General features: G+C 70.4%; 19 protein-coding genes. 16 read left to right on the top strand and 3 right to left on the bottom strand.

Annotation, left to right across the window (positions count from 1 at the left end; translation table 11 throughout):
• Window positions 1–5: 5 nt before the first annotated feature.
• Window positions 6–296 (bottom strand): acyl carrier protein, encoded by a 291-nt coding sequence (locus AC6H2I_RS10140; RefSeq protein WP_497500500.1) that lies wholly within the window; start codon window positions 294–296, stop codon window positions 6–8.
• Window positions 297–440: 144 nt separating this feature from the next.
• Here AC6H2I_RS10140 and AC6H2I_RS10135 point away from each other — a divergent pair, with 144 nt between their 5' ends.
• From AC6H2I_RS10135 to AC6H2I_RS10120, 4 genes are all read left to right on the top strand, one after another.
• The gene (locus tag AC6H2I_RS10135) at window positions 441–1,466 is read left to right on the top strand and encodes an AAA family ATPase (protein WP_497500499.1); all 1,026 of its coding nucleotides are present in this window, start codon (window positions 441–443) and stop codon (window positions 1,464–1,466) included.
• Entirely contained in the window at window positions 1,456–2,331 is an 876-nt protein-coding gene (locus AC6H2I_RS10130; RefSeq protein ID WP_497500498.1) for a ParB/RepB/Spo0J family partition protein, read from the top strand. The genes AC6H2I_RS10135 and AC6H2I_RS10130 overlap by 11 nt, the downstream gene beginning before the upstream one ends.
• Window positions 2,332–2,452: 121 nt before the next feature.
• Complete coding sequence (locus AC6H2I_RS10125; protein ID WP_497500497.1) at window positions 2,453–4,672, top strand: tetratricopeptide repeat protein; 2,220 nt, start codon at window positions 2,453–2,455, stop codon at window positions 4,670–4,672.
• 82 nt (window positions 4,673–4,754) lie between these two features.
• Window positions 4,755–5,771, top strand: a complete 1,017-nt coding sequence (locus tag AC6H2I_RS10120) for a M23 family metallopeptidase (RefSeq protein WP_497500496.1) — start codon at window positions 4,755–4,757, stop codon at window positions 5,769–5,771.
• Between the two features lie 3 nt (window positions 5,772–5,774).
• On the opposite strand, the gene AC6H2I_RS10115 is transcribed toward AC6H2I_RS10120, so the two are convergent.
• Window positions 5,775–6,515 (bottom strand): TetR/AcrR family transcriptional regulator, encoded by a 741-nt coding sequence (locus AC6H2I_RS10115; RefSeq protein WP_497500495.1) that lies wholly within the window; start codon window positions 6,513–6,515, stop codon window positions 5,775–5,777.
• A gap of 188 nt (window positions 6,516–6,703) precedes the next feature.
• On the opposite strand from AC6H2I_RS10115, the gene AC6H2I_RS10110 reads away from it, so the two are divergent.
• The 8 genes from AC6H2I_RS10110 to AC6H2I_RS10075 all read left to right on the top strand — a co-directional run bounded on the left by AC6H2I_RS10110 (window position 6,704) and on the right by AC6H2I_RS10075 (window position 15,432).
• On the top strand, window positions 6,704–7,723 hold the full coding sequence (locus tag AC6H2I_RS10110) for a Bug family tripartite tricarboxylate transporter substrate binding protein (RefSeq protein ID WP_497500494.1): 1,020 nt from the start codon (window positions 6,704–6,706) through the stop codon (window positions 7,721–7,723).
• Window positions 7,724–7,752: 29 nt separating this feature from the next.
• Window positions 7,753–8,265 carry a tripartite tricarboxylate transporter TctB family protein gene (locus tag AC6H2I_RS10105; RefSeq protein WP_497500493.1) on the top strand — a complete coding sequence of 171 codons (513 nt, stop codon included), beginning with the start codon at window positions 7,753–7,755 and terminating at the stop codon, window positions 8,263–8,265.
• Between the two features lie 6 nt (window positions 8,266–8,271).
• Window positions 8,272–9,783 carry a tripartite tricarboxylate transporter permease gene (locus tag AC6H2I_RS10100; protein ID WP_497500492.1) on the top strand — a complete coding sequence of 504 codons (1,512 nt, stop codon included), beginning with the start codon at window positions 8,272–8,274 and terminating at the stop codon, window positions 9,781–9,783.
• 11 nt (window positions 9,784–9,794) lie between these two features.
• Entirely contained in the window at window positions 9,795–10,658 is an 864-nt protein-coding gene (locus AC6H2I_RS10095) for a sugar phosphate isomerase/epimerase family protein (RefSeq protein ID WP_497500491.1), read from the top strand.
• Window positions 10,655–12,070 carry an enolase-like domain-containing protein gene (locus AC6H2I_RS10090; RefSeq protein ID WP_497500490.1) on the top strand — a complete coding sequence of 472 codons (1,416 nt, stop codon included), beginning with the start codon at window positions 10,655–10,657 and terminating at the stop codon, window positions 12,068–12,070. The genes AC6H2I_RS10095 and AC6H2I_RS10090 overlap by 4 nt, the downstream gene beginning before the upstream one ends.
• 150 nt (window positions 12,071–12,220) lie before the next feature.
• Window positions 12,221–13,372: a Gfo/Idh/MocA family protein gene (locus AC6H2I_RS10085; protein ID WP_497500489.1), complete on the top strand. Its 1,152-nt coding sequence runs from the start codon at window positions 12,221–12,223 to the stop codon at window positions 13,370–13,372.
• A 14-nt stretch (window positions 13,373–13,386) separates the two neighbouring features.
• Window positions 13,387–14,556: a dihydrodipicolinate synthase family protein gene (locus tag AC6H2I_RS10080; protein ID WP_497500488.1), complete on the top strand. Its 1,170-nt coding sequence runs from the start codon at window positions 13,387–13,389 to the stop codon at window positions 14,554–14,556.
• Window positions 14,557–14,568: 12 nt separating this feature from the next.
• Complete coding sequence (locus AC6H2I_RS10075) at window positions 14,569–15,432, top strand: sugar phosphate isomerase/epimerase family protein (RefSeq protein WP_497500487.1); 864 nt, start codon at window positions 14,569–14,571, stop codon at window positions 15,430–15,432.
• A gap of 421 nt (window positions 15,433–15,853) precedes the next feature.
• Here AC6H2I_RS10075 and AC6H2I_RS10070 read toward each other — a convergent pair whose 3' ends face one another.
• Window positions 15,854–17,458 carry a hypothetical protein gene (locus AC6H2I_RS10070; RefSeq protein ID WP_497500485.1) on the bottom strand — a complete coding sequence of 535 codons (1,605 nt, stop codon included), beginning with the start codon at window positions 17,456–17,458 and terminating at the stop codon, window positions 15,854–15,856.
• A 554-nt stretch (window positions 17,459–18,012) separates the two neighbouring features.
• On the opposite strand from AC6H2I_RS10070, the gene AC6H2I_RS10065 reads away from it, so the two are divergent.
• From AC6H2I_RS10065 to AC6H2I_RS10050, 4 genes are all read left to right on the top strand, one after another.
• A complete protein-coding gene (locus tag AC6H2I_RS10065; RefSeq protein WP_497500483.1) occupies window positions 18,013–19,305 on the top strand; it encodes a WD40 repeat domain-containing protein in 1,293 nt (430 codons plus the stop codon).
• A gap of 43 nt (window positions 19,306–19,348) precedes the next feature.
• Window positions 19,349–20,284 (top strand): SRPBCC family protein, encoded by a 936-nt coding sequence (locus AC6H2I_RS10060; RefSeq protein WP_497500482.1) that lies wholly within the window; start codon window positions 19,349–19,351, stop codon window positions 20,282–20,284.
• Between the two features lie 731 nt (window positions 20,285–21,015).
• Window positions 21,016–22,263, top strand: a complete 1,248-nt coding sequence (locus AC6H2I_RS10055; RefSeq protein ID WP_497500481.1) for an exonuclease SbcCD subunit D C-terminal domain-containing protein — start codon at window positions 21,016–21,018, stop codon at window positions 22,261–22,263.
• A partial coding sequence (locus AC6H2I_RS10050; RefSeq protein ID WP_497500480.1) for an AAA family ATPase occupies window positions 22,260–23,061 on the top strand: 802 nt, incomplete at its 3' end. The genes AC6H2I_RS10055 and AC6H2I_RS10050, both read left to right, overlap by 4 nt.

Below are 23,061 nucleotides of genomic sequence, written 5' to 3'. Positions count from 1 at the left end.
CGGGGTCAGCCCGGCGCGTCGGCGTAGAGGGCCGCCAGCTCGCCGGCGGTCTGGAAGGTGACGAAGCCGTCGCGGAACGGGTCCCGGCCGGTGCGCTCCTCGAGCTCGACCACCACGGTGGCGAGGTCGAGGCTGTCGATGCCCAGCGGGCCGCCCAGCAGCGTCGTCCCGGGGGCGATGGCGGGCGGCTCCAGTCCCTTGTCCCGCAGCGTGCGGGCGAGGATCTCGACGATCAGGGAAAAGGACTGGTCGCGGGTCATGGCGGGCCGGTGCAGGACGGGGGCGGGATGCAACACCCCTGACTTCCCGCAAATCGCCGCCCCTGTCAACCACGGCCCGGCGGCGAGGCACCCAGGCCGCCAGCACATTTGCATCACCAGAGTTGACACAACCATCAACCTGCCCGAAGGTGGCGCCACAGCCACCATGGGAGGGGCGCCATGCCGCACGAGATGACCGGCGAGGAGCTGCGCAGCTACCGCGAACAGCGCGGCATGAACCAGCAGGCGCTGGTGTCCTGGCTGAACGAGCGCCTCGACCGCCGCTACGACCGCGCCAAGATCTCGCGCTGGGAAACCGGGGCCGAGCGGATTCCCCAGAACGTCGCGGCGGCGCTGAAGGACGGGACGGTGCCGGTGGGCATCCCGGCGGTGGCGGCGCGGGGGGCGCCGATCGTCTTCTGCGCCGCCAACCAGAAGGGCGGCGTGGCCAAGACCACGACCTGCGTCAACGTCGCCTGGCTGCTGGCGTCGGCCGGGTGCCGGGTGCTGCTGATCGACTGCGACCCCCAGGCCAACGCCACCGTCCACCTCGGCACCGACCCGCACGAGCAGGAGCTGGCCAAGGCGACGCTGACCCACGCGCTGAAGTCGACACGGCCGATGCGCGAATTCGTGGTGCCGGTGTGCGACGGCGCGTTCCACCTGCTGCCCGCCTCGATCTCGCTGGCGGCCACCGACCGCGAGCTGTTGCGCCAGCCCAACGGCACCTTGATCCTGCGCGCCAAGATCGCCCAGCTGGCCGGGCACTACGACGTGGTCGTGCTGGACTGCCCGCCGCACCTGGGCGAGCTGACGGTGTCGGTGCTCAACGCCGCCGACCAGCTTCTCATTCCCACCCAGACCGAGCTGCTGTCGATGATGGGCATCCCGCAGCTGTTCGAGACCATCGCCGGGGTGCGGGAACTCGTGAACCCCCATCTCGAGGTGCTCGGCATCCTGCCCACCATGTACAGCCCGCGCCGTCTCCAGGACGAGCAGGTGATGAGCGAGCTGCGCGCGCTGGCCGACGCGGAGAACCTCCACCTGTTCTCCCCCGTCCGGCGCGCCGCCGACTACACCAAGAGCGTCATGGCCGGCCGGCCGGGGCTGGCGGTGAATCCGAATTCGGCGGGGGCCGAGAGCTACCAGGAGATCGCCGACGCGCTCCTGGAGCTTGCAAAGGAAGGAGTGCGCCATGGCGCGTAAGCTCGACCTCTCCAACACCGGCCAGTTCCGCAAGGCGCTCACCCGGGCGGGCGGGGCGTCGGGAGGCGGGGCCAACGCCGCGCTGTTCGGCCTGTCCAGCCGCCTGCGCTACCGCGAGGTGCCCCTCGAGCAGGTGGAGCCCAACCCCGACCAGCCGCGCCGCGACGCCCGCCACGCTGATATTGATACGCTCGCCGCCTCCATCGCCGAACGGGGGTTGCTGCAGCCCATCAACGTGCAGGAGGTGGCGGCCGACCGCTTCCGCATCGTCGCCGGAGAGCGGCGCTACTGGGCGTTCCGGTCTCTGGAGCGCGACACCATTCCGGCGCTGGTGGTCGACACCGACGACCCGCAGGCGCTGGCGCTGCTGGAGAACGTGCAGCGCGTCGACCTCCACGCCATCGAACTGGCGGTTTCGCTGGGCCGCCTGATCGAGGACAAGGGCCTGGTGCAGGAGCAGGCGGCCGTGCTCATCGGCCGGTCTCAGGAATACGTCGCCCGGCTGCTGGGCATCCTCAAGCTGCCCGGCGACATCCTCGACGAGGCGCCGGCCCGCAGCGGGGTCTCGGTGTCCGTGCTCATGGAGCTGGCCGAGCTGGCCGACCCGGAGGCGCAGCGCGCGCTGTGGAGCCGACCGGCGGAGGACCTGACCGTCAAGGCGGTCCGCCAGGCCAAGCTGGCGCGCCGGGAGGGGCGGGCCGCCGCCGCCGAGGCGCCGCCGCCCTACGACCCGTTGCTGCGCACCCTGCGCAAGACCGTGTCGCGGCTGCGCGCGCTCGACCGCGACGGGGTGCCGCTCGACGAGGCGCACCGCGACGAGCTGCGCAACCTGCGCGACGAGCTCGACGCCATGATCGGCGATTAGACGTCTAATCGGCGGCCTGCGATTAGACGTCTAATCGCGGCGGCGGCGCGCCGCAGCGTCGTTGAATCCCCGCCCCGGCCCTGCCACAGTCGCCCATCGCCATCGCCGAGACCCGCCGCGCATGCCCGCCGCCGCAAGACCCTCCCCCGCCCCCGCGCCCGCCCGCGGCCCCCGGACGCCCGCCGCCGCCCCGCAGGCCATCGACGGGTGGCTGGCGGAGGCGGTGCGACACCACCGCGCCGGCCGGTTGGCCGAGGCGGAGGCGCTGTACCGCCGGGTGCTGGCCCACCGGCCGGCCCATGTCGGCGTGCGCGCCAACCTCGGGGCGGCGCTGCGCGGGCAGGGCAGGGTGGCGGCTGCGATCGTCTGCTACCGCACCGCGCTGATCATCGACCCGGCCAACGCCGGGGTGCACTACAACATCGGCAACGCCCTGCGCGCCGCCGGCGCCGGTCGGGAGGCCGCCGCCCGCTTTGCCGCCGCCGTCCGCCTTGGCCCCGACAACGCCGAGGCGATCAACAATCTCGGCCTGACGCGGCGCGACCTTGGCGAGGCGGCGCCGGCCCTGGCGGCGTTCCGCCGCGCCCTGGCCGCCTGCCCCGACCACGCCGAAGCCTTGAACAACCTGGGCCTGGCGCTCGGCCCGGCCGGCGGCGCCGCGACCCTGGCGGCCTTCGCCCGCGCCGTGCGCCTCCACCCCGACCGGGCCGACCTGCGTTGCAACTTCGGCGTGGCGCAGAAGGAACACCGCCGCCCGGCGGCCGCGGCGCAGACCCTGCGCCGCGCCGTCGCGCTGCGGCCCGACCACGCGGACGGCTGGTACAGCTTCGCCAACGCCCTGCGGGAATCGGAGCGGGCCGGCGCCGCGGAGCCGTTCTACCGCCGCGCCCAGCGCCTGGCGCCGGGCCACGCCGACGCCTGGAACAACCATGGGCTCGCGCTGACCGGGCTGGGCCGGGTGGCGGAGGCGGAGGCGGCGCTGCACCGCGCCTTGGCGCTGCGCCCGGACTACGCCGAGGCCCACAACAACCTGGGGGCCGCGCGCAAGGAGCGCGACGCCCTCGACCCGGCGGTCGCCGCGTTCCGCCGCGCCCTGGCGGTGCGGCCCGGCTTTCCCGAGGGCTACATCAACCTGGGCGTCGCCCTGAAGGCCCGGGGCGATCTGGACGGCGCCATGGAGTGCTACCGCCGCGCCGTCGCCCCCGGCAACGCCCCGCCCCACGCCTACTACAACATGGGCAACGCCTTCCAGGCGCGGGGCGACCTGGATGGCGCCATCGCCAGCTTCCGCCAGGCGGTGACCCTGCACGGCGACTACGTCGACGCCCACTGGAACCTGTCGCTTGCCCTGCTCGCCAGCGGCGACTTCGCGCGGGGCTGGGCCCAGTACGAATGGCGCTGGCGCAACAAGGGAACGCCGCCGCGCCCCTTCGCGCAGCCGCAATGGGCGGGCGAGGCCATCGCCGGGCGCACCATCCTGCTGCATGCCGAGCAGGGGCTGGGCGACACGCTCCACTTCGTGCGCTACGCGCCGCTGGTGGCGGCGCGCGGCGCACGGGTGGTCCTGGAGGTGCAGCCGCCGCTGGTGCGGCTGCTGGAGCCCATGCGGGGCGAGGGGGTGGCCGACATCGTCGCCCACGGCGCGGACCTTCCGCCCTTCGAGGTCCATTGCCCGCTGCTCAGCCTGCCGCTGGCGTTCGGCACGCGGCTCGACACGATCCCCGCCGCGATTCCCTACCTGCACCCGCCGGTCGCTGAAGTTGAAACGTGGCGGCGCCGGCTGGAGGGGGACGGGCCGGGTCTGCGGGTCGGCCTGGTGTGGGCCGGCAATCCGCGCAAGGAGGTGCCGGGGGCGAGCGCGGTGGACCGCCGCCGCTCCATCACGCTGGACCAGCTGGCGCCCCTGGCCGGCACGCCGGGCGTACGGTTCTACAGCCTGCAGAAGGGCGACGACGCCGCCGTCCAGGCCAAGGCCCCACCGCCGGGCATGGATCTGGTGGACCGGATGGGCGGGGTCGGCGATTTCGCCGACACCGCGGCGTTGATGAGCCACCTCGACCTGGTGGTGGGGGTCGACACCTCGGTCATCCACCTCGCCGGCGCCCTGGGCACGCCGGTCTGGGTGCTGTCGCGCTTCGACGGCTGCTGGCGCTGGCTGAACGGGCGCACGGACAGCCCCTGGTACCCGTCGATGCGGCTCTACCACCAGGGCGCGCCCAACGACTGGGCGCCGGTCATCGCGCGCCTGGCGGCCGATCTCAGGGCCTGGGCGGCGACCCGGGCGGCCGGACGGGCGGCCGGACGGGCGACGGACCGGACCACGGATCGGGCCGGGCCGTAACAAACCCCTCGAAAACACCGTTGTGACGGGCGGGAGTGGTGTGCACCATGGCCCCTCGCGCACCATGACGGGAGGATCGGCCATGGGCCACCTTGTCCGGGCCGTGTCCCTGGCCCTGTTTTGTCTGGCCACGCCGGCGGCGGTCGCCCTGCGCGCGCCATCGGCGGCCGCGGAGACGCCGATGTTCGACATCCCGATCACCTGCACCCTGGGCCAGACCTGCTGGGTGCAGAACTACGTGGACCAGGACCCCGGGCCGGACCGCGCCGACTACACCTGCGGCCGGCTGAGCTACGACGGGCACAAGGGCACCGATTTCCGCATCGCCGACCTGCCGGCGATGGAGCGGGGCGTGCCGGTGCTCGCGGCCGCCGCCGGCACCGTGCGCGCCATCCGCGACGGCATGGACGACGTCGACGTCCACACCATCGGTCGCGAGGCCCTGGCCGGCCGTGACGCCGGCAACAGCGTGGTGGTGGTCCATGGCGACGGCTGGGAGACCCAGTACGCCCACATGAGGCGGGGCAGCGTGCGGGTCAGGGCGGGCGACCGGGTGGAGGCCGGGCAGGCGCTGGGCCTGGTCGGCCTGTCCGGCAACACCGAGTTCCCCCACGTCCATTTCGAGGCGCGCCACGAGGGCAGGCCGGTCGATCCCTTCGTCGGCCCCGATGACCCGCCGGGCTGCGAGGGGCCGCGCCACCCGATGTGGACGGCGTCGGCCGCGGACGCCCTCGCCTACCAGTCCACGGCGGGCCTCGTCGCCGGCGTCGCGACCGCAAAGCCCGTGGTCGAGGCGGCGCGCCGCGGCGACTACGGCGCCGAGCGGCTGGCGCGCGATGCCGGCGCCCTGGTGGTGTGGGCCGACGTCATGGGGGTGCTCGCCGGCGACCGGCAACGCTTCCGGATCGACGGCCCGGACGGGCGGCCGGTGTTCGAGCACGACGGCGCCATCGACGCCAGCCGGGTCTCCTGGTTCGCCTTCGCCGGGCGGCGGAAGCCCGACGGCGGGTGGCCGCCCGGCCCCTACACCGCGCGCTACACCCTGACCCGCGACGGCCGGGCCGTGGTGGAGATGACCCGGCGGGTCACCGTGGAGTGACGCTCACCCCCGCGGCACGCCCTCCGTCGCGGCGCTGCGGTGCACCGGGCAGAGGAAGTCCATGATCATGCCCACCACGTGGGCCCGGCGCTCCGCCAGGGCCTCCGCCGATTCCAGGGCGTGGCCGGTGATCAGCGACAGGGTGTGGATGTTGGAGAAGTAGAAGTAGCTGAGGCCGACGATGGAGATCCAGAGCTGGGCGGGGTCCACGTCCCGGCGGAACGCCCCGTCGGCCGCCCCCCGCTCCAGGATGTCGGAGATCATCCCGAACAGGGGCGAGTGCATCGCCTGGACCGTGCCGGAGCGGGCGAGGTAGCGCGCGCCCAGCATGTTCTCGGTGTTCAGCAGCTGGATGAAGGTGCGGTCCTCGACGAAGCTGTCGAAGGTGAACTCCACCAGCCGCCGCATCGCCGTGCGCGGGTCGAGCCGCACCAGGTCGAGCTGGCGCTCGGCCGCGCGCGTACGCTCGTACGCCATCTCCAGGACCGCGACGTACAGCCCCTCCTTGTCCCCGAAGTAGTGATAGATCATCCGCTTGTTGGCTTCGGCGGTGTCGGCGATCACGTCGATCCGCGCGCCCTCCAGGCCCTTGGCGGCGAACTCGCGGTGCGCCGCCTCCAGGATGCGCGTACGGGTGCCCTCGGCCGAGCGGCGGTGGCGCGGCGGGCGCGCTGTCGCGACCGGTGCGCCCGGTGCACCCGGGGACTCCTCGGCGGTGGCCGCCGTCGCTCTCTTCGCGCGCATCTCGCCTGCTTTCTTCTGTTCACCGTCCTCTATGGCGGGGACGCCGGCCGACCGCAAGCCCGGGATCCCGCCGGATGGCGAACTAACCAGTTATTTACTTGTTGACGGCCGGTCAAGGGAGGGCGCATGATGCGCCCACAAAACAATTCGGCCACCCCCATGGATCGGCCGAGGGAGGAGAGGACATCATGACGAAATCCGTGCTCGCCCTGGGCGCCGCCGTCGCGTTCGGCGCCCTCACCCTTGGGTTCCAGCCCGCCCCCGCGGCGGCGGCGGACTGGACGCCGGAAAAACCGGTGACCATCGTCGTGCCGTGGGGCGCCGGCGGCTCCACCGACCAGATCGTCCGCCTCGTGGCGGTGGAGCTGGAGAAGGAGCTGGGGCAGACGTTCGTGATCGTGAACCAGCCCGGGGCCCAGGGCGCGATCGGCACCCAGTCGGTGCTGGACGCCCCGCGCGACGGCTACACCTGGGCGTCGGGCGCCGCCAAGGACGTCGGCACCTACGGCGTCAGCGGCCTCGTCGCCACCAAGCTGACGGACTGGCACCCGTTCCTGGCGGTGGTCAACACCTCGGTGCTCAGCGTCAACGCCGACACCCCCTACCAGTCCACCAAGGACCTGGTGGAGGCGATGAAGGCCAAGCCCGGCAAGATCACCGTGGCGACCGCCGGCATCAACTCCTCGGGCGGCGCCGCGGTCGCGGCCCTGTCCAACGCGCTGGGCGTCGAGGTCAAGCAGGTGACCTACGACGGCGGCAACCCCGCCACCATCGCCACCGCCGGCGGCGAGACCGTCGCCACCACCCAGCTCGCCGCCGACCAGGCGGAGATGATCCGCGCCGGCAAGATCCGGCCGCTGGCCGTGCTGGGCGGGCGCTCGCTGACCCTGGAAGGCTTCGGCGAGATCCCCTCCATCACCGCGGCCTATCCCAGCTACCCCGTGGCCGACGACTACTTCGGCATCTTCATCCCCAAGGGCGTGCCCCAGGAGGTGGTCGACGCGGTGTCCAAGGTGTGGAGCGACGCCATCGTCAACTCCAAGGCGCTGGCGGCCTACGGTGCCCAGAAGGGCTCGATCCCGGCGGTGGTGATGGGCGACGAGGCCTATGCGGCGGCCATGCCGTCGATCCGCAAGATGGCCTACGGCATGGTCGAGCGTGGCCAGGCCAAGGCCGATCCGGCCACCCTGGGCATCACCAAGCCCTGAGCGGTGCGGGCGAAGCGGGAGATCCGGGCATGAGCGCGACCTCGACGCGTGCCGATCGCATCACCGGTGTCGTTCTCACCGGCCTCGGCCTGGCCGTCACCGTGGCGGCCGTCCTCATGGACCGCCTGCCCGAGCGCAGCGTCGACCCCTGGACGGTGCCGGGCATGGTGCCGGGCGCCGTCGGGGCGGTGCTGACGCTGCTGGGGCTGTGCCTGGCCCTGCGGCCGGCCGCCCCGGCCGCCGCGGACCGTGGCCCCGGCCCCGGCCCCGGCGACGCGGCCGAGGACCGGCAGGGCCGCCGGCTGGTGTGGTTCGGCTTGGTCCTGTGCGGAGCCTACGCGGTGGTGCTGGTCGGCCGGCTGCCGTTCTGGCTGGCCTCCATCCTCTTCGTCTTCACCTTCACCGCGGCGCTGGAGTGGGACGCGGCGGACCCGCCAGCGGCGCGGTGGCGCAAGCTGGCGGTGGCCGCCGTCCTGGCGGTGGCCACCGGGGTCGGCGTCCACCTGATGTTCCAGGACCTGTTCCTCGTCCGCATGCCGTGAGGCCCCGTGCTCGACTCCCTGATTCCCCTCGGCAACGCCTTCGTCGCGCTGGCGACTCCGGCAAGCCTGGTCAACGTCACCCTGGCGACCCTGTTCGGCATCGTCATCGGCGCGCTGCCCGGCCTCACCGCCACCATGGGCATCGCCCTCCTGACGACGCTGACCTACACGCTCGACCCCGACCAGGCGATCCTGGTGCTGATCGGCTGCTACGTCGGCGCCATCTACGGCGGCAGCCGCACCGCCATCCTGCTCAACATCCCCGGCACGCCGGCCAACGCCGCCACCACCCTGGACGGCTTCCCGCTGGCCCGCTCGGGCCGCGGCGGCGAGGCCATGGGGCTGGCCACCCTGTCGTCGGTGCTGGGCACCCTGGTCGGGGTGCTGGGGCTGGCGGTGGTGGCGCCGCTGCTGGCGGAGTTCGCGCTGGGCTTCGGCTCCTTCGAGTATTTCTGGCTGGCGGTGTTCGGCATCGTCATCGCCGGCAAGATGACCGCCTTCGACGATCCGCTGAAGGGCTGGGTCGCCGGCGTGCTCGGCCTGCTGGTGGCGATGGTCGGCCAGGACGGCATCCACGCCCACGCCCGCTTCACCTTCGGCAGCACCGACCTGGCCGGCGGCATCGCCCTGATCCCGGCGCTGGTCGGCGCCTTCGGCTTCGCCGAGGTGCTGTCGGTGCTGCGCGAGCGCCGGGCGGAGCTGGCGACCGAGACCGTGGGGCGGGTGCTGCCCAAGCTCTCCACCTTGTGGCGCTACCGCCGCACCATCGCGCGCTCCGGCGTCATCGGCACCGCCGTCGGCATCATCCCCGGGGTCGGCGAGGACATCGGCGCCTGGGTGTCCTACGCCGCGGCGCGCCGGTCCAGCCCCGAGAAGGAGCGCTTCGGCAAGGGTGCGCTGGAGGGGCTGGTGGCGGCGGAGACCGGCAACAACGCCGCCATTCCCGGGGCGCTGATCCCGGCGCTCACCCTGGCGGTGCCGGGCTCGGCGCCGGCCGCGGTGCTGCTGGCGGCGATGTTCCTGCACGGCATCCGCCCCGGCCCGACCATCATGATCGAGCAGCCGGAGTTCGTGTACGGCGTGGTGTGGATGGTGGTCTTCGCCACCCTGGCCATGGGCGTCTTCGGCCTGCTGCTGACCCGGCCGCTGCTGCTGGTGCTGCGCATCCCGCGCGAGCGGCTGATGCCGGTGGTCTTCGTGCTGTGCGTCATCGGCCCCTACGCCATCACCCAGCGCCTGTTCGACGTCTGGGTCATGCTGGCCTTCGGGGTGATCGGCTACGTCATGCGGCGCATGGACTACCCGATGGCCCCGCTGGTGCTGGGCATCATCCTGGGCGACCTGCTGGACAAGAACCTGCGCCGCGCCCTGATGCTGGCCGACGGCGACCTCGCCCCGTTCCTGACCCGGCCGGTGTCGATGATCCTCTGGGTGACCACGCTGGCGATGCTGCTGGTGAGCCTGCCGCCGGTGCGCCGCGGCGCCTCCCGCCTCGCCAGCCTGGCCTTCGGGCGCTGAGGAGCGGCGCGATGCGGATCAACCTGTGCAACGAGGTGCTGCGGCACCTGCCCTTCGCGGCCCAGGCGGCGCGGGCGGCGGAGCTCGGCTACGACGGGCTGGAGATCGCCCCCTTCACCCTGGGGCCGGAGCCGCACCGTCTGCCGGCGGCGGAGCGGCGCCGGCTGCGCGCCGCGGTGGAAGGGCAGGGGCTGGGCGTGGTCGGCCTGCACTGGTTGCTGGTGACCCCCGATGGGCTGTCGATCACCGACCCCGACCCCGACCTGCGCCGGCGCACCGCCGCCGTGCTCGACGATCTCGCCGCGCTGTGCGCCGACCTCGGCGGGCGGATCATGGTGCACGGCTCGCCGCAGCAGCGCCGCCTGCCGCCCGGCGAGGACCCGGCGGTGGTCCGCCGCCGCGCCATGGACCTGCTGGCCGGCGTGGCCGAGCGGGCCGGGCGCCATGGCGTCACCTGGTGCCTGGAGCCGCTGGGCCGCCACGAGGACGCCTTCGCCAACACGGTGGCGGAGGCCGCGGCCCTGGTGGAGGCGACCGGCGTGCCGGCCCTGCGCACGATGATCGACGCCAGCGCCGCCGGGCTGGGCGAGGCCGAGCCGCTGGACGCCCTGGCGCGGCGCTGGGTGCCCCGGGGTGTCGTCGCCCATGTCCAGGTGAACGACCGCAACCGCCGCGGTCCCGGCGAGGGCACCGACCGCTTCGCGCCGCTGCTGCGCGCGCTGCGCGCCACCGGCTACGGCGGTGCGATCAGCGTGGAGCCCTTCGTCTACCGGCCCGACGGCGAGGCCGTCGCGGCGCGCTGCATCGGCTATCTGCGCGGCATCCTCGACGCCCTCGACACAGAGGCCGCGTCCAACGGCACGGTGACGCCATGACCGCCCCCCGCTTCCGCATCCTCGACGTCGCCCTCTACGAGCGGCCGGTGCGCCTGCGCATCCCCTTCCGCTTCGGCGTGGTGACCCTGACCGAGACCGCCCAGGCCTTCGCCCGCGTGACGATCCGGCTGGCCGACGGCCGCACCGCCCAGGGCATGGCGGCGGAGCTGATGGTGCCCAAATGGTTCGACAAGGACCCGGGCCTGAGCAGCGCCGACACCGTCGACCAGCTCCGCGGCGTGCTGCACCGTGCCGCGGCCGCCTGCCCCGCCGACGGGGCGGAGCGCACTGCCTACGGCCATGCCCGCAGCCACGGCGCCGCCGGCGCCGGGCCCGGCGTGCCGCCGCTGGCGGCCGGCTTCGGCCCGGCGCTGCTGGACAAGGCGGTGCTCGACGCGCTGGGCCGGGCGCTCGGCCTCTCCGTCGCCGCGCTGGTGCGCGGCAACCTCGTCGGCCTGGGAATGGACGACGCCCCGGACCTCGCCGGATTCGACCTCGACCGCTTTCTGGCCGGGCTGGCGCCGCCCGGGTCGATCGCCGCCCGTCACACCGTCGGCCTCGTCGACCCGATCACCGCGGCCGAGATCGCGCCGGACCAGGCGGTCGCCGACGGCCTGCCGCACAGCCTGGACCAGGTGGTCGCGACCTACGGCCACCGCCACTTCAAGGTCAAGGTGGCCGGCGCGGTGGCGGCCGACCTCGACCGTCTGAGGCGGATCGCCGCCGTGCTCGACACGGTTCCCGACCCGCTGTTCGTCACCCTGGACGGCAACGAGCAGTACGCCACAGCCGAGGGCATCCTGGAGCTGTGGCGCCGGGTGGAGGAGGAGCCGCGCCTGGGGCGCTTCGCCGCGGCCACCGCCTTCGTCGAGCAGCCGATCGCCCGGGCCCGCACCTTCGCGGAGCCCATCGCCGCCCTCGCCGCCCGGTTGCCGGTCATCATCGACGAGGCCGACGGCACGCTGGACGCCTTTCCCCGGGCCCGCGCCCTCGGCTACGCCGGGGTGTCCAGCAAGGCCTGCAAGGGGCTCTACAAGTCGATTCTCAACGCCGCGCGCTGCGCCCACTGGAACGCCGCGGCGGGGGACGGGCGCTTCTTCCTCTCGGCCGAGGATCTGACGACCCAGGCCGGCCTCGGCGTGCAGCAGGACCTGGCGCTGGTCGGCCTGCTCGGCCTGACCCATGTGGAGCGCAACGGCCACCACTACGTCGACGGGTTCGGCGACGCCCCGGAGGTGGAGGCCCGCGCCTTCCTCACCGGGCATCCCGATCTCTACGGCCTTACGGGCGGGCGGGTGCGCCTCGCCATCGCCGGCGGGCGGATCGCGCTCGGCTCCCTGTGGGGGCCGGGTTTCGCCAGCGCCGCGCATCCTGTCACGGAGTCGCTGGCGGCGCTCGCCGGCGCCGGGTGACGGGCGTCGATGGCCGCCGCGAGGGCCGCCCCTAGGGGCCGCCCCTAAGGGCCGCCGCAAGGGCCACCGTTGACGGCGACCCCGTCACGGTGTAACTAACCAGTTACTTACTAACGCGTCACCGATCAACGAACCAACAGGGGTGGAGACATGGCTCAGCGTCGACTCGGGATCATCATGCACGGCGTCACCGGCCGCATGGGCATGAACCAGCACCTCATCCGCTCGATCCTGGCGATCCGCGCCCAGGGCGGCGTGACCCTGAGCGACGGCTCGCGCGTCGTGCCCGACCCCATCCTGGTCGGCCGCAACGCCGACAAGGTGCGCGAGCTGGCCCAGCGCCACGGGGTGGAGCGCTGGAGCGACGACCTGGAGGGGGCGCTCGCCAACCCGGACGACGCCGTCTTCTTCGACGCCGGCACCACCCAGATGCGGCCGACCCTGCTGGAGATGGCGATCCGCGCCGGCAAGCACGTCTACTGCGAGAAGCCCATCGCCACCAGCCTGGGGGAGGCGCTGCGCATCGCCCGGCTGGCCCGGGACGCCGGGGTGAAGAACGGCACGGTGCAGGACAAGCTGTTCCTGCCCGGCCTGCAGAAGCTGCGGATGCTGCGCGACAGCGGGTTCTTCGGGCGCATGCTGTCGGTGCGCGGCGAGTTCGGCTATTGGGTGTTCGAGGGCGACTGGCAGCCCGGCCAGCGGCCGTCCTGGAATTACCGGACCGAGGACGGCGGCGGCATCATCCTCGACATGATCTGCCACTGGCGCTACGTGCTGGACAACCTGTTCGGCGAGGTCAAGAGCCTGTCCTGCCTGGGCGCCACCCACATCCCGGAGCGTTGGGACGAGCAGGGGCGACGCTACGACGCCACCGCCGACGACGCCGCCTACGCCACCTTCGAGCTGGAGGGCGGGGTGATCGCCCAGATCAACTCGTCCTGGGCGACCCGGGTCCACCGCGACGACCTCGTCACCTTCCACGTCGACGGCACCCACGGCTCCGCCGTGGCCGGGCTCTCCGACTGCGTGATCCAGCCCCGCCAGGGCACGCCGCGCCCGGTGTGGAACCCCGACGAGAAGCAGGGCATCGACTTCTACGAGACCTGGCAGCCGGTGCCCGACAACGCGGTCTACGACAACGGCTTCAAGGTGCAGTGGGAGATGTTCATCCGCCATGTGGTGGAGGACGCCCCCTACCACTGGGGCCTGCTGGAGGGCGCCAAGGGCGTGCAGCTCGTGGAGTGCGCGCTGGAGAGCTGGCGCGGCCGGCGCTGGGTCGACGTCCCGGCCCTGAGCCTGTGACCGGAGGACCCGCCATGGACATCGCGCTCCGCCTGCCGCGCCCCGACCGCAGCCTGGAAACCTACCGGCTGGCGCCACCGCGCGGCTTCCCCACCCGCACCGAGGCGCCGCTCAACCGCGTTGCCTTCGCCGCCGCCCACACCGTGGCCGACCCGCTGGCCGACGTGGACCCCTGGGTGGGGGCGGCCATCGACTGGGACCGCACCATCGCGTTCCGCGAGCACCTCTGGGACCTCGGCTTCGGCGTCGCCGAGGCGATGGACACCGCCCAGCGCGGCATGGGCCTGGACTGGGCGGCCTCGCAGGAGCTGATCCGGCGTTCCCTGGCCGCCGCCAAGCCGCGCGGCGGCGTGGTCGCCAGCGGCGCCGGCACCGACCACCTCGCCCCGGAGGACGCGCGCTCGGTCGACGACGTGATCCGCGCCTACGAGGAGCAGGTCGGCGCGGTCGAGGCGATGGGCGGGCGCATCATCCTGATGGCGTCGCGGGCGCTGGCCCGGGTCGCCACGGGGCCGGACGACTACGTCCGGGTCTACGCCCGCATCCTCTCCCAGGTGCGCGAGCCGGTGATCCTGCATTGGCTGGGCGCCATGTTCGACCCCGCGCTCGCCGGCTACTGGGGCACCGCCGACCTTGATGCCGCCATGGACACCGCGGTCGGCATCATCAACGACTTCGCGCCCAAGGTGGACGGGGTGAAGATCTCCCTCCTCGACAAGGAGAAGGAGGTCGCCATGCGCCGCCGCCTCGCGCCGGGGGTGCGGATGTACACCGGCGACGACTTCAACTACGCCGAACTGATCGCCGGCGACGGGGCGCACCATTCCGACGCCTTGCTCGGCATCTTCGACGCCATCGCCCCGGCGGCGGCGGCCGCGCTGGCCGAACTGGCGGCGGGCGACGGCGACGCGTTCCACGCCATCCTGGCGCCGACGGTGCCGCTGTCGCGCCACATCTTCAAGGCGCCGACCCGCTTCTACAAGACCGGGGTGGTGTTCATGGCCTACCTCAACGGCCATCAGGACCATTTCACCATGGTCGGCGGGCAGGAGAGCGCCCGCTCGACCCTACACCTGGCCGAGCTGTTCCGGCTGGCCGACGCCGCCGGCCTGCTGCGCGACCCGGCCCTGGCGGCGGCGCGCATGCGCACGGTGCTGGCGCTGCGCGGCGTCGACGCCGGGTGAGGGGGGCGGGCGATGCGCGACTTCTCCGCCGATCACCGCTGGCTCTCCATCAACACCGCCACGGTGCGCCAGCAGGGCGACCTCGTGGCCATCGCCGAGGCCTGCGCCCGCCACGGCATCGCCGCCATCTCCCCCTGGCGCGACCAGGTGGCGGCGGTCGGGCTGGAGCGCGCGGTGCGGGCCGTGCGCGACGCCGGCCTGGCGCTGTCCGGCTACTGCCGCGGCGGCATGTTCCCGGCCGACCCCGACCGCCGGGCGGAGGTGCGCGACGACAACCGCCGCGCCGTCGACGAGGCGGTGGCGCTGGGCGCCCCCTGCCTGGTGCTGGTGGTGGGCGGGCTGCCCCAGTTCTCCCGCCCCGGCTCGGCCCCCGGCAAGGACCTGGCCGGTGCCCGCGAGCAGGTGGCCGAGGGCATTGCCGAACTGCTGGAGCATGCCCGCGGCGCCGGCATGCCGCTCGCGATCGAGCCGCTGCATCCGATGTACGCCGCCGACCGCGCCTGCGTGAACACCATGGGCCATGCCCTCGACCTGTGCGACCGGCTCGACCCCGGGCGGACCGGGGCGCTCGGCGTGGCGGTCGACGTCTACCACGTGTGGTGGGACGGCGCGCTGGAGGCTCAGATCCAGCGCGCCGGGGGCGACCGCCTGCTGGCCTTCCACGTCTGCGACTGGCTGGTTCCCACCACCGACCTGCTGCTGGACCGCGGCATGATGGGCGACGGGGTGATCGACATCCCGCGCATCCGCGGCTGGGTCGAGGACGCCGGCTTTGCCGGCTTCTCGGAGGTGGAGATCTTCTCCAACCGCTGGTGGTCCCTGCCCATGGACGAGGTGCTGGGCACCTGCATCGCCTGCCACCGCGACGCGGTCTAACCCGGAATGTTCCTCAGGCGCGAGCTTGAGGGCGGCGGGTGCGACACAAGCTACTGATTTTTATATGGTTTTTGTGCTGAAATAAAGCCACTACGGATCATCGGAGTTCGCGCCCGCCACAGCGGAAGGTACCGGCATTCTGCCAGGTGTTTCATCCATTGGTTGCAAGTCGGTCCACGCCGCCTTCGACGGCGGCCACCACACGTCGGACGCCCTCGTGCTGCTGCTTGTGGAGCCCGTCCGCCATGCAATCACGGAGATGAGTCCTCAAGCCAAGTCCAAGATATCGGCCAAGCACTCGGCGAAAGCACCGCACCTTCGATGGGTCCGCAGCGGGTCAGTCGAACAGGCGGGCGGGCATCATGATGCGGCACACGGGGCTCGAGCCGGGAACGCGGCTCGAGCCTCGCGGCCACCCAGGTCAGGCCATGGCCTGCCGGAACTCGGGCAGCAGCGCGCCGACCTCCTCATGGGCTACGAAAACGTCGAAGTGGCTGCAATCCTCCGGTCGACGCACCCGGTACGCCCGAGGCGCCATCAGCACCGTCTGCCAGTCGGTGTGCGGCACGCGATGATCCTGCGCGGCCACCCACGCCGCGGTCACGGCGTAAGACTCGGCCTGCCCAGGCGTGAACGCCGCAGCAACCTTGCACTCGACGTGCAACGCGAACCGCAGGCCGGTCTCGTCGTCCTGGAAGACGAGGAAGACATCGGTCTCGCGCTCCTTTCCCAGCGTCGCGACCTTCCACCACCAGTGCCGCCACCACCGCTCGGGCAGGACATGCGGCCGCGCGCAGACCTGCTCCTCGTGCAGGAGACGGGCGCGGTGGGCAACGTCCCGGAACTTCGTCTGCGACAGCAACCACGCGACCAGTCCGGGTTCGGTGCGCAGTCCCTCGGCGAAAACCCGGCAGAGCGCGTCCTCGTCCTTCTTCATCACCGTCCCCTTTCCGTTTGCCTGCACGCTGACACGATGCGCGTCCAATGCCACTGCGAGTTCTGGTCCCATCTTGGTGATCCAGCTCGCAAAGGCGTCGATGTCTCCCCGGATGACGGCGGGCATGGCAAGGGCCCTGAGCAGCCCGGTCCGTTCGTCGACACCCACCTTCAGCTTCGCGGACCAGTTCCACGCGGTCACCTCAAGATGGTCGCCGACCAGGCGGACCGACTTCAGGCGCATTTTGAACGCCGTGTCAGCGATGGTTCGGCGGCGCCCGTGCTGGTCGATGGTGCCCTTTGAGGAGCGGCAATGGTTCGCGGCGCCGACCAGGCCTTCCTTGTGTGCGGCCGCCACTGACTCATAAGTCTCATGGCGGCTCAGGACTTCGGAGACGCCCTCGTGCGTGGTTGGTATCGTTTCAATGTTCAGGTGCGCGTTGGGACCGCCGTCGATGGGATAAACGTCGAAGCCGCACGACACGGCGGCGGCGATGAACGCCCCATTGGCCACGTAGCTGCCATGTTCCAGGCCGAGTTTGCTGGCTCGCTCCTCCACCCGATGCTTGAACCCGTAGCTCGACATCCGGCGGAAGGGCTTCGAGCGTCTGCCGCACCGGGCCAGCCACTCTTCAGCTGCAACGAACTCTTCGAGAGCTCCGGGCGAGCTCAACTCACGGCGCCCCCTGTCGAACGACTCCTGCGTCTGGTGATGGGCGAACCGGCCGACGCCCTCCGAGATGCCGGTGTAGGTGAGCCTGGGCATCCTGTCGACGGCGGCCCGCAGTCGCTCCAGAGGGTCGGAAGGACGTTTCTGAATTCCAGGAATGGCCGAGACGACCGATTCCAGCAGGCCGGTTGGATAGGTTGCTGCCGCTCCCACCGCACTCAGCCTGGCGGCGGCGGCACCGTCGTCGAAGCCCAGCATGCTGGTGCCGTCCTTCAACGCGACGCGGAACGCCGCATTGGTCTTGTAGCCGAAGCCCGCGGCCAGCGCCTCTGAGAGGTGGGACGAGCCAACCCCCGGCAAGGCCGCATGCGCGGCATTCTTCACGAGCTTGAGGTTTTCGAGATTGATGGCGTATCGCATCGTCGATCTCCATATCGACGGTCAGCGCCTGCCGTTTGATCGCCGACCGGATGGAGACGGTCGATGCCTCAGTACCCGTATAAGGCGATTTCGCTCGGCAGAAGGCGGCGCTCGCGACGCGCGAAGGAAAGATAGCCCATTCTCAGACGGCTCGCAAGATGGTTTCAACGCGCTTTGGTCATCGCCAAGCCAGCAAGGCGTCCGACGGCGAGCGATGGCGTATGCATGCTGTGGTGCGACAAAATCGATTGCACGAATAGTCAGGATGCCCAAATCTGAGTGCGCGGGGAGGAACGGCCAGGACAGATCTGGAGAGGCGTGGTGAGCACAGGAATGGGGCCTTTCGGCCCGGACTTTAAGACCGACCCAGTGCGCACGTTGCGCGAGCGAGAAAAGCTGACCTCGGGCGTCCTGAGAGACGCCAGCGTCCCTCCTCCTTGCCTAAATGCATGCCAGGTTGAGGGATCGATTCCAATGCTGTTGTCTATGTCATGAAATAATCAATACTATTCTTATATCCTGTTGGTATTTACTTGTGCGCAGGGAGGGGTAGAATGATTGCGGGTATAGAAGCCAAGAACAACGATTTTGTTGTTCCTTCCATTTATCATGGTCCAATTCTGCCCAAGCCCTCTGCTTCAGAACGCTGGTCAGAGGTTATCGCCCCCCGGACTACGGCTCAGATCGCTGGCTTGAAGTACGGGAACGGAGGAAGAGAGCCGCCGCCGCTGACGCTCGCATGGCTCGACGATACGACGCTCTTCACTGGTATGATCGAAGCGGTGTACTCAATCAACTTGAAGTCTGGGTCGGTGAGCAAGGCGTTTTCCGTCCCTGGATGGCGAGGCCGAATGATTACGGATCTCGGCTGCACGCAGCTGTTCAACAACGTTGTGGTTGTTGGCAACACGTTTCGTGCGTGGGTCGACGACAGTTATCATACGAAACTGCACTCGTCGGACGAAGCCGAATACTCGTTTCATAGAGACTGGAACAGGGTGGTCACCTCGCCGAGGCGCCGTGGATATATTCATACGGGAGACGCCTATGAACGAAACGACTCCTTTCTGATTGGACATAAGGGATTTAGAGAGAATCTGAAGTTCTATGGAACACGTGTGTTCTTGTTCGATGATGCACGGGATCGCACGCCCAGCAAGACGATCTGCGTGAAGAACATCGGCCACATCTGGCCCACGACGCATGTTCGCTGGTCATCGACTGGCCGCTATCTCGGCATCTCGGGATTCGTAGACGGGGTTGTCGGCACCATCGACCTTCAATCAGATTCAGACGAGGTCGACTTCTCGCTGCATAAGCCCAACGTCGGCTCCGGGAACATGGCCGCGTGCCTGGGATGGCACCCGACCCGGGACATCTACGCCACGACCTATCATACGGAAGGGTACAACCGCCCCTATGGGCTTGTTGTCGTCGACGCGGCGACAGGACAGACGCTGTTCCATACGCCGATTGACCGAAATCAATATGTCCAAGCAATCGACTGGAGTGCTGACGGGCGCTACGTCGCGATGGGTGGAAACGACCAGACAGTGTTCGTCTGGGACTTCGCCACTAACACTTTGAGTTCCTTACTTGGACATCGAGGCGCGGTGGTCGCCGTTCATTTCAGCCCGGATGGCCAACGGCTCGCAACCTCAGCAAAGGATGGAAAGACCATCATTTGGGCAAGCGGGAATCTGTCGGAGAAGCTCGCCGATTTCGCAGGCATGTTGGACCAAGACAACTGGGTCGGGGGGCGGATCAGCGGGTCTCCGTGGAGCCCGGAAGGCCGCAAGCTTGCGGTATTCAAGGACAAAAGCATCCAGGTAATGGAGCTTCAGTGAACTCGGCCTTCGCTTCCTGCCCCGACACTCTGAGGAGTGAACGATGATCGACCCCAAGTCTGCCTACTCGAACGAACCGCGGTCCTATGGGAGCTACGTCGGCGACTCCTATCCAGACCGCATCGACGTGTCTCGGCATCGGCAGATCTTCAATACATGGCTCGAGTATCCCTATGTGGCCAGAGGGACCATTCGGGCCACGAAGGCACAAGTCTGGCATGTCCTGACCCGCAGCGAACTCTGGCAGGTGTGGATTGAGAACGCTCGTCTCGGATACCTGTTCACTCGCCTTCCCAAAAACTTCGGCCCCGGCTCCACGGTCCCGCACCGCAAGAAGGACCAGTACGACGGATCAAAGAACGAGGCCGTGATCATTGAGGGAAAACAGGGTGAGTATCTGCGTATCTACTACACGAATCAGAGTGGCGAGAGTCATTTCGTCGACGTGCGGTTCGTGCAGGTTTCACGTACCGAGTGCGACGTCGAGATCATCTTCCGATATTTCCATCCCGACCATAGCGGGACTTTCGGCAAAGCGGTCTCCAGATTCTTTGGGCGAGATCACCGCCGCCCCAAGGAGCCAGAAGAGCACCGCGCCTCCTACATGTCCGCGGTCACCCGCTCGTTCCGATACTTCGAGAACTTGTGCGAGGAATATGCCCGATACGGCGCGTTCCATTGGCAGAATGATACCGGCGTCCCGATGTACTACGACATCTATTCAGATGGCGGCGAACTTGTGCTGTTGCCGGATGCTAACGGGATAACCGAGCTCACGGTCGGTTCTACTCTCGAGACCGACGAGGTCATCGGATACATGTACGATCCCAAGAAGCACGCGAGCAAGGAGGAAGCTCGCAAGAAGGCGGCATTGAAGATAAACATGCGCTGCGAGATCTTGGAGGTCTTGAAGCGGAACGGCGATCACGTCCGACCATATGACCGCATCGCTTTGGTTCGGTACATCGAGAGTTCTTGAGTGAAGGATTACAAGAAGCGAGCAGCTCTAAGATCACTGTTCACGCGAACGTCGATGTCAGCATAGAGCAGATTTGGGCCATCATCACCAATCCCAAAAAAGCTTCGCGGCCTCTGGTTTCGGGAGGCCTTCTACGCGGGCTTCGACACCATCCCCCTTGGGGCGGGAGCATCACTCTATCGTCGCAGACGCACAACGGTGACAAGTACTCGCGATATTCCGTGGAATGCGAAGACCCCCGGCTGATAAGCCTCAGGGCCAGCGGGACCGAGTGGGACAAACGCTTCGAACTCGTCACCATCGACGAAGGCAGTGATTTCAGCAAGGGATGGAATGACCGTCATCTGGACCAGAAAAGAGCCGTAGGTAAAGCTTGACGAGTTTGAAGGCATGGTCGACTGCGATAGCTGGGTCGGGGGCCGGATCAGTGGGTTTCCGTGGAACCCGAGCGGCCGCAAGCTTGCCGTGTTCAAAGAAAGATCATTCAGGTGATGGAGCTTCAGTAAACCGTCAAGCTGTCAGGAGGCCCCTCCTCGAAACAAATGATACCGCCACAACGCCCCTCCGGTGCCACACATCAGCTCGCCCAAAACGTCCGCTCCCGCATACCCTCATGAATGAGTCGGGCTAAAGGGTACTTGAAGTCGGAGGCCGAAGCTGTGGGGCGGCGTTGCGCGCCGCGCCGCGGGGCGCGTACACTTTGCCGCCCCGCACCTTGCCCCCTTGGCCCCATGCGTCTCATCCACACCGCCGACTGGCATCTCGGCCAGACGCTGCACGGCGTCGCCCGCAGCCGCGAGCACCAGCACTTCCTCGACTGGCTGCTCGACCGCATGGACGAGCATGCGGTGGACGCCCTGGTGGTGGCGGGCGACGTGTTCGACGGGCAGAACCCGCCGATCCCGGCGCTGGCCCAGTTCTACCGGTTCGTCGCGCAGGCCAAGCGGCGGCTCCCCGACCTCGACATCGTCGTGCTGGCCGGCAACCACGACAGCGGCAGCCGGCTGGAGGCGCCGTCGCCGCTGCTGACCGAGCTGGGGGTCCACGTCGTCGGCGGCCCGGTGGCGGACGGGCAGGGGATCGCCCACCGCGTCATCCCCCTGCGCGGGCCGGGCGGCGCGGTGGCGGCGCGCTGCGTCGCCGTCCCCTACCTGCGCCCCGCCGACCTGCCGGCGGTGACGGAGGAGGAGGGGCTCGATCCCCTGGTCGAGGGGGTGCGCCGCCTCTACGCCGCCGCCGCCGCCGCGGGCCGCGCGGCGTGCGGGGCGGGGGAGGCGCTGATCCTCACCGGCCACTGCTACATGCACGGCGGCGCCCTGTCCGACCTCAGCGAGCGCAAGATCCTCGGCGGCAACCTGCACGCCCTGCCCGTGGACATCTTCCCCGAGGACGCCGCCTATGTGGCGCTCGGCCACCTGCACCGGCCGCAGGGTGTCGGCGAGCGCGAGGCGGTGCGCTACAGCGGCTCGCCGATCCCGCTGGCGCTGGACGAGGAGCACTACCCCCACCAGGTGGTGCTGGCCGAGTTCGCCCAGGGCCGGCTCGCCGGCTGGCAGGCCCTGCGGGTGCCCCGCCGGGTGGCCATCCACCGCGTGCCGGGGGGCGGCCGCTTCGCGCCGCCCGACGAGGCGCTGGCCGCCTTGCGCGCCCTCGCCCTCGCCCTCGACGAGGCGCTGGCGCCGGAGGACTGGCCGTACCTGGAGGTGGCGGTGGCCCTGGACGCGCCGCGCCCGGCGCTGCGCGACGAGGTCGAGGCGGTGCTGGCCGGGCGGCCGGTGCGCCTGTTGAAGCTGGCCGCCCGCCTCACCGGCAGCGGCGACGCCCTGGCCGAGAGCGCGCCCGGCGTGGAGCTGTCCGCCCTGAAGCCCGACGAGGTGTTCCGCCTGGCCTACCGCCGCCAGCACGAGGGCGATCCCGACCCCGCCCTGCTCGCCGCCTTCCACGAGCTGCTGGAGAGCGTGGAGGGGGAGGCCGCATGAGGATTCTGGCCATCCGTGGCGCCGATCTCGCCAGCCTCGCCGGCCCCTTCGCCGTGGAGCTCGCGGCCCCGCCGCTGCGCCGCGCCGGCCTCTTCGCCATCACCGGCCCCACCGGGGCCGGCAAGAGCACGATCCTCGACGCCCTGTGCCTCGCCCTGTTCGACACCATGCCGCGGCTGCCGGACGGGCAGGGGGTGCTGCTGGGGCGCGACGGCGATCCCGACGCCCTGCGCTCCACCGACGTCCGCGCCGTGCTGCGCCGCGGCGCCGGGTCCGGCTGGGCCGAGGTCGACTTCGTCGGCGTCGACGGCGCCGCCTACCGCGCCCGCTGGACGATCCGCCGCGCCGGGCTGAAGGCGCGGGGCCGCCTGCAGAAGCAGGAGATGGCGTTGACCTCCCTGGACGGAGCGGCGCGCTACGGCGACGGCAAGACCCAGGTGCTGGCCGAGATCCGCGCCCGGCTCGGCCTCAGCTTCGACCAGTTCCGGCGGTCGGTGCTGCTGGCCCAGGGCGATTTCGCCACCTTTCTGAAGGCGCCGGCGCGCGAGCGCTCGGCCCTGCTGGAGCTGTTGACCGGCACCGAGGTCTATTCGCGCCTGTCGGTGGCGGCGCACGAGCGTTGCGCCGCCGAGCTGCGGGCGCTGGACGCCCTGGAGGCGCAGCGCGGCGCCGTGGCGGTGCTCGGCGACGAGGAGCGCGCCGCCCTGGCCGCCGCGGCGGAGGCCGACCGCGCCGCCCTGGCCGCGGGGGCGGTGCCAGTCGACGGCGCGGCGGGCCGCCTCGACGGTGTCCGCCCCC

The sequence above is a fragment of the Azospirillum sp. NS33 genome, from assembly GCF_059703765.1.
The sequence above is the reverse complement of the archived record's forward strand: the minus strand, read 5'-3'. Positions and strand labels throughout refer to the sequence as shown.